Raw genomic sequence first — 12,097 nt, forward strand, 5'->3', positions numbered from 1 at the left:
GATACCCTTTTCGCCCGTTTTAACCCTGTTTCCCTCGCCCACTTTGTGTAGCTGAATCAACTGCTGTTTTAAACACCGCCTTCCGCGAAGCAACAACCATTTTTTATTCTGCATTTTGCCCTATATTGCCAGATATCTGTCGCTGTTTATGCCGTGAATGGCGTATCACATAGAGGAAACATGCATAAAAAATCGATAAAAGGCGTTTTTTACTCTAGGGGCTGGTCTGAGCCTGAGAGTGGGGCTATTCTTGCGTGGCTGCATTACGCGTGCAACGTCCCCAGATATATAGGTTTTTAGTATTAACGGCTCGGTGAATAATGATTCATTCTTTAGCCCTAATGCTTCAAATATTATCTATCAAGAAGGCAGGTGTTCACCGGTTCACCTGCCCGGCAAAAGCTTATCTCTGTTCATGAGGATGGAAAATGTTCAACCAACGTAAAAAATGGTTGTCAGGTGTGGTAGCGGGTACGCTGATGGCGATCTCTGCTGGTTCACTGGCCGCAGACAAGACGCTGCACGTTTATAACTGGTCTGATTATATTGCGCCGGGCACGGTGGCGGATTTTGAAAAGCAAACCGGTATTAAAGTGGTGTACGACGTATTCGACTCCAATGAAGTGCTGGAAGGCAAACTGATGGCCGGTAGCACCGGTTATGACGTCGTTGTGCCATCCTCCAGCTTCCTTGCGCGTCAGCTGCAGTCGGGTGTGTTCCAGCCGCTGGACAGAAGCAAACTGCCAAACTATAAAAATCTCGACCCGGATTTGATGAAAAAGCTCGAGCAGCACGATCCGGGCAACAAGTATGCGATCCCTTATCTGTGGGCGACCACCGGGATTGGCTATAACGTTGAGAAAGTGAAAGCCGCGCTGGGTAAAGATGCCCCGGTCGATAGCTGGGATCTGGTCCTGAAGCCGGAAAACCTCGAAAAGCTGAAGAGCTGTGGCGTCTCCTTCCTCGATGCACCTGAAGAGATCTTCGCCACTGTGTTGAACTACATGGGCAAAGATCCGAACAGCAGCGATGCAAAAGATTATACAGCGGCAACCGATCTGCTGTTGAAACTGCGTCCGAGCATTCGCTATTTCCACTCTTCCCAGTACATCAACGATCTGGCGAACGGCAATACCTGTGTGGCCATCGGCTGGGCAGGCGATATTCTCCAGGCGAAAAACCGTGCTGCCGAAGCGAAGAACGGCGTAAATATCGCTTACAGCATTCCTAAGCAGGGTGCGCTGGCGTTCTTCGATATGCTGGCGATCCCGAAAGATGCGAAAAACGTTGATGAAGCCTATCAGTTCATTAACTACCTGATGGAGCCGAAAGTGATGGCGCAGATCTCCAACACGGTGTTTTACGCCAGCGGTGTGAAGGCTTCCCTACCGTTTGTTGATGCGGCCATTCGTGACAACCCTGGGATCTATCCAACCCCTGAAATTATGGCGAAACTGTTCACCCTGAAGGTGCAGGATCCGAAACTTGACCGTGTGCGTACGCGCGCATGGACTAAAGTTAAAAGCGGTAAGTAACGAATAACCGTTTCACACTCGTTAAGCAGCAGAGGCGCGGTTACCGGCCTCTGTTTTGTTTTTTTAGGCCTGGGCAGACGTAAACCCGCACAGCAGCCCCGCCTTTTAGCGCCGGAGTATAATGGTAGTGAATGACGCGATCCCCCTTCCTCAAAGCAAAGCAGGTAAGGCACTGACGCCACTGCTGGAGATCCGTAATCTGACCAAATCGTTTGATGGTCAGCATGCGGTGGATGATGTGAACCTCACCATTTATAAAGGCGAAATCTTCGCCCTGTTGGGAGCCTCAGGCTGTGGTAAGTCAACGCTGCTGCGTATGCTGGCCGGTTTTGAAGCGCCGACCCAGGGGCAAATCGTGCTGGATGGCCTGGATCTCTCCCATGTGCCGCCGTATCAGCGCCCGATTAATATGATGTTCCAGTCCTACGCCCTGTTCCCCCATATGACGGTGGAGCAGAATATTGCCTTTGGACTGAAACAGGATCGTCTGCCGAAAGGCGAGATTGCCGAGCGTGTGGCTGAGATGCTGACGCTGGTGCATATGCAGGAGTTTGCCAAACGTAAGCCTCATCAGCTCTCTGGCGGTCAGCGCCAGCGTGTGGCACTGGCCCGTAGCCTGGCAAAGCGCCCTAAGCTGTTGCTGCTGGATGAACCGATGGGCGCGCTGGATAAAAAACTGCGTGACCGTATGCAGCATGAAGTCGTGGATATCCTTGAGCGCGTAGGGGCGACCTGCGTCATGGTCACCCACGATCAGGAAGAAGCCATGACGATGGCGGGCCGCATCGCGATCATGAACCGGGGTAAGTTTGTGCAGATCGGTGAACCGGAAGAGATTTACGAGCATCCGACCACGCGTTTCAGCGCCGAATTTATCGGTTCAGTTAACCTGTTTGAAGGGCTGCTGCGCGAACGTCAGGAAGATGGACTGATTATTGAGAGTCCAGGCCTGATTCATCCGTTGAAAGTCACCTCTGACGTGTCGGTGGTGGATGGCGTTCCTGTCTCTGTGGCGCTGCGCCCGGAAAAAGTGATGTTATGCGATGAGATCCCGGCCGACGGCTGTAATTTTGCCGTGGGTGAAGTGGTGCATATTGCCTACCTTGGCGATCTGTCGATTTATCATGTGCGCCTGCATAGCGGGCAGATGATCAGTGCCCAGTTGCAGAATGCCTATCGCTTCCGTAAGGATACCCCGACCTGGGGTGACGAAGTGCGTCTGTGCTGGGATGCCGATAGCTGTGTTGTCTTAACGGTGTAATCATGAATCCATTTTCTGAACGCCCTCCCGAGCCGCCAAGCGGCCAGCAAACCGGCATCAAAGGCCTGTTGACGCGTCTGTCGATGGCGCATGGTCGTAAGCTGGTCATTGGCCTGCCTTATCTCTGGCTCTCGCTGCTGTTTCTGCTGCCGTTTCTGATTGTTCTGAAAATCAGTTTCGCCGATATCGCCCGTTCCAGCCCGCCTTATACCGAGCTGTTAAGCTGGGCTGACGGCCAGTTGAATATGGCACTGAACTTCGGCAACTATCTGATGTTGACTGAGGATCCGCTGTATATTGATGCCTATCTTCACTCGTTGAAGGTGGCGGGCATTGCCACGGTGATCTGTTTAGCGATGGGTTATCCGCTGGCATGGGCGGTGGCGCATGCTTCACCTTCTACGCGCAATATCCTGCTGTTGCTGGTGATCCTGCCGTCGTGGACCTCGTTTCTGGTGCGCGTTTACGCGTGGATGGGCATCCTCAATAATAACGGTATCCTGAACCGCTTCCTGATGTGGACGGGCGTGATCGATCATCCGCTCACCATCCTTTACACCGACCTTGCGGTTTATATCGGGATTGTTTACTGCTATCTGCCGTTTATGGTGTTACCGATTTACACCGCGCTGACACGTATCGATTACTCGCTGGTGGAAGCCTCGCTGGATCTCGGCGCCCGTCCGATAAGAACCTTTTTCAGCGTGATTGTGCCCCTGACCAAAGGCGGCATTATTGCCGGTTCGATGCTGGTATTTATTCCGGCGGTGGGGGAGTACGTGATCCCGGAGCTGCTGGGTGGCCCGGACAGTATTATGATTGGTCGCGTGGTGTGGATGGAGTTCTTTAATAACCGTGACTGGCCGGTCGCCTCGGCGCTGGCGGTGATTATTCTGCTGATCCTGATCCTGCCGATTATCTGGTTCCATAAACATCAGAACAAAGAGGGGGATAATGCATGAGCCAGCTACCGGTTATTCGCTCAAAGTGGCGTACTGCTATCCTCGCCGTCTGCTTCTTTTTCCTGTACGCGCCGATGCTGCTGCTGGTGATTTATTCGTTTAACTCATCGCAGCTGGCGGCATGGGAGGGCTTCTCGCTGCGCTGGTATCAGGTATTGTTTAACGACGATGCCATGATCCGGGCGGTGACGCTCAGCCTCTCTCTTGCAGGGCTGTCGGCGACGGCAGCGGTGATCCTTGGGACCATTGCCGCGATGGTGATTGTACGCTTCGGTCGCTTTAAAGGCTCCACGGGTTTTGCCTTTATCCTGACGGCACCGCTGGTGATGCCGGATGTGATCACCGGGCTGTCGCTGCTGCTGCTGTTTGTGGCGATGGCGAATGCCTTCGGCTGGCCTGCCGAGCGCGGAATGCTGACCATCTGGCTGGCCCACGTCACCTTTTGTACCGCTTATGTGGCGGTGGTGATTAACTCACGCCTGCGTGAGCTGGACCGCTCGATTGAAGAAGCCGCGATGGACCTGGGTGCCACACCGCTGAAGGTGTTCTTTGTGATCACCGTGCCGATGATTGCCCCGGCGATTGTCACCGGCTGGCTGCTGGCATTCACCCTGTCGCTTGACGACCTGGTGATCTCCAACTTCGTTACCGGGCCGGGAGCCAATACGTTACCGATGCAGATTTTTGCCACCGTGCGCCGTGGGATCAACCCGGAGATTAACGCGCTGGCGACTCTGATTCTGCTGGTGGTGGGGATTGTTGGCTTTATTGCCTGGCGCTTGATGGCCAGTAAAGAGAAGCAGCGCCTGAAGGATATTCAGAGGGCGCGCGCGGGGCATTGATCGCAACGATAAATGCAGGCTTGCGTAGGGGCGGACCTTCTTTTTCGGTCCGCCCGCTATTTACCATCCGGCTGGGAATCGCTTACCCCAGCACCTTCTTCACACAGGCTTTGAAGATCTTAATCCCGACCGGCAGTGAATTCAGATCAAAATGCATATCTGGGTGGTGCAATCCGGGGACTAACCCGGTGCCCAGCCCCCAGAACCCCGCCTTCACGGAGGGGCGCTGTACCGGATAGTGGAAGAAATCTTCACTGCCCGGCGTAGAGCGCGGCTCCAGTAAGGCATCCTTGCCCAGCACCTCGACAATCGCGCCGGAAATCAGTGCGCTCATCTCATCATCAATTTCAGCTGCCGGCATCGCTTTCAGTATCAGCACGTCCACCTGCGCGCCAAAGGCGGCAACGCTGTGCTCAATCGCACGCTGCACGCGGCTTTGCAGTTCGATCATATCCTCGTTCTTTGCTGCGCGCAGATCGAACACCACGCGGGCTTCATCCGGGATTGAGTTGGTCACGCCTGCATCGCAGAGGAAGCGCGTGGCTTTCACACTCCACACGCTGTTCGGTGCCATATGAATGGCGTTGACGGCCTGCACCGCGCTGACGCCCGCATCCAGCGCATTGACGCCAAGATGGGGGCGAGCGCCGTGCGCGGTCTGGCCACGAATAATAGCTTCCACGGTCACACATGCTGAGTAATATACGGCAGGGATTGCTGTGCCAACCGCGCACTCTTCCGCCGGACGGACGTGGAAACCGAGGATCATATCGACATCATCAATGGCACCGCCGTCGATCATCGCCAGCGCGCCGGTTCCCAGTTCTTCAGCAGGCTGGAAAATCAGTTTCAGGCGGCCTTTTTTAATCGCCTGTTCGGCGATCAATTCCTGAGCGGCGGTGAGCACCACTGAAGAGTGGCCGTCGTGGCCGCAGGTATGGCGGGCGCAGGGAATGCCGTTGATGATATGCCCCAGCGCATCCATATCGGCGCGCAGTGCCAGAGTGGGACCGGGAACGCCGCTGTCCAGCACAGCGACAATGCCGGTGGTGGCATTGAAATTATCCTGCACCTCATAACCTGCTGCTTTGAGCTGCTGGCTAATATAGGCCGAGGTCTTAAACTCTTGGAAACCCAACTCCGGGATTTCGTGCAGGTAGTGGTAATGTTCTAACACTTTTGACACGTTATACACTCCATTCAGCTTCTGTTACGCAATGATCCGCATGACCAGCATGGCGATGACTGAGTTCATGATGCTGGTCAGCATCAGCAGCGGCCAGTATTTTTTCGGTACGTCGGAAACGCCGAGCAGGCGGCCCATATACTGTAACTGAGAACCCATTAAAAAGATCGCCGGAGCCAGAATAGTGATATCTCCCCCGGTCAGTACGCCTTTTGCCAGCAGGCTGATAGCAACGCCCGTCCCGGCAGAGGAGGAGAGCCAGGCGGTCAGCAGGACGGTAACCGCTTCACCGGGCAGGCCGAATAATCCCATGACGGGCGCGAAAACCGTGCCAATCAGTTTCATCACGCCAAGCAGGTTCAGCACTTCGGCAATCACATAAGCCATCACCACGTTCGGCATTAAATTATGAATGGCAATATGGAAGCCTTTACGTGCGCCAATCACAAAGATATCGAAGGGATTATTAGAAACGCTAACCTGAGGATTATTCTGCATGTTGGAAATCTCGCTTGTAGACGGTATTCAGCATCAGACGGACAAAGGCGCCGCCAACAAATTTCAGCACGAACATCAGCACCAGTGGAACCAGTACCGGTGTGGCCAGCGAAGCAAATAACGCCGACCCGATAGAGAAGTAGTTATTAATCAGCCCGGCGCCGGAATATTGCCAGGCCGCCATGATCACCACGTCTTTCTTTGTTACCTGTTTGTTGTCGTACAGCTCTTTGGTTAATGCCGCACCCGCATCGGTGCTTTGTAAATCGGTAATTAAGGCCAGTCCGGTGCGGCCTGGAATACCTAATAGCGGACGTAGCAGCGGTGTCAGCAACTTATGGGCTGCGCGAATGGCACCATAATGGGTGAAGATCTCCAGCAACCCCAGCGCCAGCATCACGGTAGGCACCAGCGACAGTGCAAACAGGAAACCGGCTTTGGCGCTCAGCCCGCCTGCACCGACAAAAGTATTATGAGCCGGATCTTTCATGGTGCCGAAACTGCCGCCCAGCGTGGTGAAATCAAAAGCACCCAGCCATGCCATACCCTCGACGTTAAATAGCAGGCCGGAAAAAAACAATATGGCTAATATTAAGGCCAGCCAGGCACCTTTGCCGACTGACCACTTTTCAGCCGACTGGGTTATTTTATCTTCAGACATCTGGTTCTTACTCCCCGGAATTCATCAAAGGTTAGGCAAATAGTCGATAGCGGATTTTTCGTTCCATCGTGTGGAATGATTAACCGGCCTGGACTAAAAATAAGGTGGTTGCTGCCGATAACTATCGAACCACCAGGTTCGGATTGCAGGGATCGTGCCAGGATGCATTCATGTTATTAATCTTCCGAAATGAACTGAGGCAGGGCGGGTTAATTTCGCTATCAGATAAAGGTGAAAAACCAATTATTTATTTGTAGCGAAGAAATAAAAGACACTTTTTTTCTTTTCTCAGTAGGAATATTCTTGTGAGCGCGACAGTAAGACACCATGATGGATCAATTGCACCATCACAGGGCGTGGCAGCAGCAGGGGAGAGAAATGTCAGAAGTCATAAGAGAGGGCAAAACTCTGTTCAGCGGCGCAGGGACGATCCCGGTGCCAGTGTGGATTGCGGGTATTGCCATTATTGCCACCCGTTGCCTGGGCGTTTTGCTGCTCGCCAACGAGCTGGGGCTGATGGAGCTGATGAACTTTGTCCATCGTAGTGCACAGGCCTGGGATTCAACGCTGATCTTTATTGCCAGCCAGCTGATCTTCTTTATCGAACTGCGCTGTGCCATTGCGCTGATGCGTGGGCACAGCTGGGGGCGCTGGGGTTTTCTGATCGCTCAGGTGCTGGTGCTGATCTATATGTTTGTGGCGTCTATGGGCTGGGTCTATCCAGAGATATTCAGCATTAACAGTACTAACGATAGTCAGATTGTTGCCTCTCTGTTGGTACAAAAGCTTCCCGATATCCTGGTCTTGTTGTTGCTGTTTGTGCCGCAAAGTAGCAGACGGTTTTATCGCTAATCCTCCACTGCTATACTGTCCGACTGCATTTCGCTTCCCAGATCAGGCTTCCATCATGCATTGCGCGCTTTACGACGCCGGCCGTTGCCGTTCCTGCCAGTGGCTGGAGACGCCTTACCCCCAGCAAGTTGCTCAAAAACAGTCACATTTACAGCAACTGCTGGAGTCATTTCCAGTTGAGCAGTGGTTGTCGCCTGCGCTCTCGCCGCCACAGAAATTCCGCAATAAAGCCAAAATGGTGGTTAGCGGCAGCGTTGAACGCCCGCTGCTGGGTATGCTGCATCGCGATGGTACGCCGGTCGATCTCAGCGATTGCCCGCTCTATCCTGACAGTTTTGTCAGCGTGTTCGCTGAACTGCGCCCGTTTATTGCCCGTGCCGGGCTGACGCCGTATAACGTGGCACGCCGCCGTGGTGAACTGAAATATATCCTGTTGACTGAGAGCCAGCATAACGGGCAACTGATGCTGCGCTTTGTTCTGCGTTCAACCACCAAGCTGGCGCAGCTGCGCGCTGCGCTGCCTGAACTTCAGCGCGCACTGCCGCAGCTGGTGGCGATTTCTGCCAATATTCAGCCTGTGGCGATGGCGATTATGGAGGGGGAGGAGGAGATCCCGCTGACGGAGAATCAGGTGCTGGCCGAGCAGCTTAACGACGTGCCGCTCTCCATTCTGCCGAAAAGCTTCTTTCAGACCAATCCCCGCGTGGCGGCCGAACTGTATGCCACTGCGCGCGGCTGGGTCAGAGAGTTGCAGGTGAGCGCGATGTGGGATCTGTTCTGTGGGGTCGGTGGTTTTGGCCTGCACTGTGCCACGCCCGAAATGCAGCTGACGGGGATCGAAATCAGTCAGGAGGCGATTGCCTGTGCGCAACGATCAGCGGCACAGATGGGGCTGACGCAGGTGAGCTTTGCGGCTCTGGACTCCACCGCTTTTGCCACCGGAGAGGGCAGCGTGCCGGAGCTGGTGTTGGTCAATCCACCGCGCCGGGGAATTGGTGCAGAGCTTTGCGCGTATCTGGAGAAAATGGCACCACCGTGGATACTCTATTCCAGCTGTAATGCCGAAACGATGGCCACCGATATCGGGCGCCTGAAAGCGTACCGCATCATCAAAGTTCAGATGTTTGATATGTTCCCGCATACCGCGCATTACGAAGTCTTAACGCTGCTACAGCGGGTTTAAGGCGGGGCGGGCATGCCCGACCCCTACGATGATTGCATTATGTTGGGCGCGGTACGTCGCGTTACGATGATTGCACTATGTGGGTAGGGGCGTGGCATGCCGCGCCCTGATGCCGAAAATTACTCCGGGAACCACTGCTTATTCAGCTTGTCGATAGTGCCGTCCGCTTTCAGTGCCGCCAGCGCGGTGTCCAGCTTCTTCAGCAGCGCATCATTATCTTTACGTACTGCAATCCCCAGGCCCGTGCCGAAATAACTGCTGTCCGTAATATGTTCGCCGACAGCGCTGAGATTCGGGTTGGTTTTAAGCCAGGCGCCGACCACTGCCGTGTCGCCCAGAATGCCATCCAGTCGATTATTTTTCAGGTCAAGGATCGCGTTCTGGTAGCTGTCATAGGCAACCGCTGTGATATCCGGCTGCTTATCATGCAGATATTTCTGGTGCGTGGTGCCATTCTCCATGCCAACACGTTTTCCCTTCAGCTGCTCCAGGCTGGTGAACTTGCCTTTCTGCGCAATAATAATCGCTGAGTTGGCATAGTAAGGCTGCGTGAAGCTGACCTGTTTCTTGCGCTCTTCGGTGATATCCATACCGGAGATCACGGCGTCATAGCGGCGGAATTTCAGCGCCGGAACCAGACTGTCGAAGGGATTGTTGGTGAAGCTGCACTCCGCCTGCATCTGTTTGCACAGCGCTTTCGCCAGATCGATATCGAAGCCGACAATCTGGTTATCGCTGTTCAGGGATTCAAACGGAGGGTAGGTCGCGGAGGAGGCAAAACGAATCTTGTCTGCCGCCTGGGTTCCTAAGGCAACGCTGGCCAGCAATGCTGCCAGAACGAGTTTTTTCATCTATATATTCCTTGGGGTCTCATTGTCCTGACCAGTATCGACGACCAAAGCTGTTCGTCATCCGCTGATTAAAGGGCTACGAAGGCTTTTTATTCATGGAAGCCCGGGGCGCTGGCGCGGATCGGGCATCGGTGAGCATTAATTTCGCTGTTCGAACGCCAGTGCCCGGCGCTCAATCAGGCGCATCATCAGGGTCAGCAACCCGTTTACGCACAGATAGATCACCCCGGCGGCGGCAAACACGCTGATGTCGTAGGTGCGCCCGTAAAGCATTTGCCCGTGGCCCATCACTTCCATCAGCGTGATGGTGTAGGCCAGCGAGGTGCTTTTAAACACCAGCACCACCTCATTGGAGTACGAGGAGAGCGCGCGCTTAAACGCATACGGCAGCAAAATCCGCAGCTGATCGCGGCGGTTCATGCCCAGCGCCGCACAGGACTGCCATTGCCCGGCAGGAATGGCGCGCACCGCACCGTGGAACAGCAGCGTGGTATAGGCCGCACTGTTCAGGGACAGCGCCAGCAGCGCACAGAGCCAGGGTTGTGAAAGCAGATCCCATAACCAGTGAATATTCTGGATCGCCGGGAATTGTCCTGGTCCATAGTAGATCAGGAAGATCTGCACCAGCAGAGGGGTGCCGGTAAACAGGGTGATATAAGCACGCGTGATCGCGTTAAGTACCGGGACTTTCAGCGCCAGGATGACGGTAAACACCAGGGCCAGAATCAATGCCAGCAGCAATGACGCCACGGTGAGCATCAGGCTGGTATTCAGACCTTTCAGCAGCTCAGGGAAGTAACTCAACATCAGCAGTCTCCCCGCTCAAAGCGTGTCGTTCGCAGTTCGATGCGTTTCAGGATTGCCTGGCTGAACAGGGTGATTAGCAGGTAAATTCCCGCCGCGATGACATACCAGGTAAAGGGCTCCTGGGTGCGGGTCGCGATGCTTTTGGTCTGCAACATAATATCGTTAACGCTAATCAGGGAGACCAGCGCGGTATCTTTCAGCAGCACCAGCCACTGATTGCCAAGGCCCGGCAGCGCATGGCGCCACATCTGCGGCATAATCAGTCGGAAGAAGATGGCGGTTTTCTTCATCCCCAATGCCTGCCCTGACTCCCACTGGCCTGATGGTACGGCTTTCAGTGCACCACGCAGGGTTTGTGAGGCATAAGAAGAGTAGAGGATAGCCAGCGCAATCACCCCGCAAAGAAACGGGCTGACGTCAAAATTCTCAATGGCGACCTGAATCGGGATCTGTATGAACCCCAGGTTAACCGTGAAGCCGTCCGACAGCGTCAACAGCAGCTGCGAGGCACCGAAGTAGATAAACAGCACCACAAGGATTTCCGGCAGGCCGCGAAATAGCGTGACCAGTCCGGTTCCGAGCCAGGCGAGGGGACGCCAGCGTGCAGATTCCCAGACGGCGAAAACCATCGCCAGTATTAAACCGGCGATCAGTGCACAAACGGCCAGGCCGACGGTCATCCCGGCGGCGCTGGCGAGAGTATAAAGTTCGCTCATTAATTACTGCTGAAACCACTTGCTGTAGATAGTTTTGTAGGTGCCGTTGGCTTTCACCTTGTCCAGCGCCGCGTCGAATTTGCTCTGAAGCTCGGTATTGCCCTGGCGCACGGCGATGCCGAGGCCGGTACCGAAGTAGGCTTTATCCGTCACTTTCTCGCCCATTGGCGCGAGGTTCGGGTTCTGCTTCAGCCATTCGTTCACTACTGCAGTATCACCAAATACCGCGTCGATACGGCCATTTTTCAGGTCGAGGATCGCGTTCTGGTAGCTGTCGTAAGGCACGACCTTAATGGAAGGCAGCTTTTCGCTCAGGTATTTCTGGTGAGTGGTGCCGTTCTGCACACCCACGCGTTTGCCTTTCAGCGCATCAACGCTGGCGACTTTATCTTTCTGGGTAATAAACAGCGCAGAGTTGTCGTAATAGGCTTTAGTGAACAGCACCTGTTTTTCACGCTCAGGCGTGATGTCCATGCCCGCCATCACCGCATCGAAACGACGGAATTTCAGGCTAGGGATCAGGCTGTCGAACGCCTGGTTGGTAAAGGTACAGTCGGCACCGATTTCGCGGCACAGCGCGTTAGCCAGATCGACATCAAAGCCCTGGATCTTGTTATCAGAATCCACGAATTCGAAAGGAGGATAAGACGCTTCAGTAGCAAAACGAAGCGTCTGAGTGGCGCTGGCGCTCAGGCTGAAACCGGCTAACAGTGCGGCAATGACAATTTTTTTCATCGTTATGT

General features: G+C 54.4%; 13 protein-coding genes. 6 read left to right on the forward strand and 7 right to left on the reverse strand.

Going from position 1 to position 12,097, the window contains the following annotated elements:
* The first annotated feature begins 428 nt into the window (after positions 1–428).
* The 4 genes from potF (at position 429) to potI (ending at position 4,600) form a co-directional block, all read left to right on the forward strand.
* A complete protein-coding gene (gene potF, locus ACFL9S_RS02835; protein WP_405260187.1) occupies positions 429–1,535 on the forward strand; it encodes a spermidine/putrescine ABC transporter substrate-binding protein PotF in 1,107 nt (368 codons plus the stop codon).
* A 127-nt stretch (positions 1,536–1,662) separates the two neighbouring features.
* Complete coding sequence (gene potG / locus ACFL9S_RS02840) at positions 1,663–2,796, forward strand: putrescine ABC transporter ATP-binding subunit PotG (RefSeq protein WP_405260364.1); 1,134 nt, start codon at positions 1,663–1,665, stop codon at positions 2,794–2,796.
* A 2-nt stretch (positions 2,797–2,798) separates the two neighbouring features.
* Positions 2,799–3,758: a putrescine ABC transporter permease PotH gene (potH, locus tag ACFL9S_RS02845; RefSeq protein ID WP_405260188.1), complete on the forward strand. Its 960-nt coding sequence runs from the start codon at positions 2,799–2,801 to the stop codon at positions 3,756–3,758.
* Positions 3,755–4,600, forward strand: coding sequence for a putrescine ABC transporter permease PotI (gene potI / locus ACFL9S_RS02850; protein ID WP_133841077.1), 846 nt, complete (start codon positions 3,755–3,757; stop codon positions 4,598–4,600). Before potH ends, potI begins: the two co-directional genes overlap by 4 nt.
* Before the next feature lie 82 nt (positions 4,601–4,682).
* On the opposite strand, the gene ACFL9S_RS02855 is transcribed toward potI, so the two are convergent.
* Genes ACFL9S_RS02855 through ACFL9S_RS02865 form a run of 3 tightly spaced genes read right to left on the reverse strand, consistent with a single transcriptional unit; the run spans position 4,683 to position 6,945 of the window.
* Entirely contained in the window at positions 4,683–5,786 is a 1,104-nt protein-coding gene (locus tag ACFL9S_RS02855; RefSeq protein ID WP_405260189.1) for an amidohydrolase, read from the reverse strand.
* A gap of 24 nt (positions 5,787–5,810) precedes the next feature.
* Positions 5,811–6,284: a YjiG family protein gene (locus tag ACFL9S_RS02860; RefSeq protein ID WP_405260190.1), complete on the reverse strand. Its 474-nt coding sequence runs from the start codon at positions 6,282–6,284 to the stop codon at positions 5,811–5,813.
* Positions 6,274–6,945, reverse strand: coding sequence for a nucleoside recognition domain-containing protein (locus tag ACFL9S_RS02865; RefSeq protein ID WP_405260191.1), 672 nt, complete (start codon positions 6,943–6,945; stop codon positions 6,274–6,276). The genes ACFL9S_RS02860 and ACFL9S_RS02865 overlap by 11 nt, the downstream gene beginning before the upstream one ends.
* A gap of 378 nt (positions 6,946–7,323) precedes the next feature.
* Between ACFL9S_RS02865 and ACFL9S_RS02870 the strand changes: the two genes are divergently transcribed.
* Entirely contained in the window at positions 7,324–7,797 is a 474-nt protein-coding gene (locus ACFL9S_RS02870) for a YbjO family protein (RefSeq protein WP_405260192.1), read from the forward strand.
* 55 nt (positions 7,798–7,852) lie between these two features.
* Positions 7,853–8,980 (forward strand): 23S rRNA (uracil(747)-C(5))-methyltransferase RlmC, encoded by a 1,128-nt coding sequence (gene rlmC, locus ACFL9S_RS02875; protein WP_405260193.1) that lies wholly within the window; start codon positions 7,853–7,855, stop codon positions 8,978–8,980.
* A 119-nt stretch (positions 8,981–9,099) separates the two neighbouring features.
* Here rlmC and ACFL9S_RS02880 read toward each other — a convergent pair whose 3' ends face one another.
* The 4 genes from ACFL9S_RS02880 to artJ all read right to left on the reverse strand — a co-directional run bounded on the left by ACFL9S_RS02880 (position 9,100) and on the right by artJ (position 12,089).
* A complete protein-coding gene (locus tag ACFL9S_RS02880) occupies positions 9,100–9,831 on the reverse strand; it encodes an arginine ABC transporter substrate-binding protein (RefSeq protein ID WP_405260194.1) in 732 nt (243 codons plus the stop codon).
* A gap of 138 nt (positions 9,832–9,969) precedes the next feature.
* The gene (artM, locus tag ACFL9S_RS02885; RefSeq protein WP_405260195.1) at positions 9,970–10,638 is read right to left on the reverse strand and encodes an arginine ABC transporter permease ArtM; all 669 of its coding nucleotides are present in this window, start codon (positions 10,636–10,638) and stop codon (positions 9,970–9,972) included.
* Positions 10,638–11,354, reverse strand: coding sequence for an arginine ABC transporter permease ArtQ (gene artQ / locus ACFL9S_RS02890; protein ID WP_405260196.1), 717 nt, complete (start codon positions 11,352–11,354; stop codon positions 10,638–10,640). The genes artM and artQ overlap by 1 nt, the downstream gene beginning before the upstream one ends.
* Positions 11,355–11,357: 3 nt before the next feature.
* Positions 11,358–12,089 (reverse strand): arginine ABC transporter substrate-binding protein, encoded by a 732-nt coding sequence (gene artJ, locus ACFL9S_RS02895; protein WP_405260197.1) that lies wholly within the window; start codon positions 12,087–12,089, stop codon positions 11,358–11,360.
* Positions 12,090–12,097: the final 8 nt, after the last annotated feature.

Source organism: Erwinia sp. AnSW2-5 (assembly GCF_045107195.1).
GTDB lineage: Bacteria > Pseudomonadota > Gammaproteobacteria > Enterobacterales > Enterobacteriaceae > Erwinia.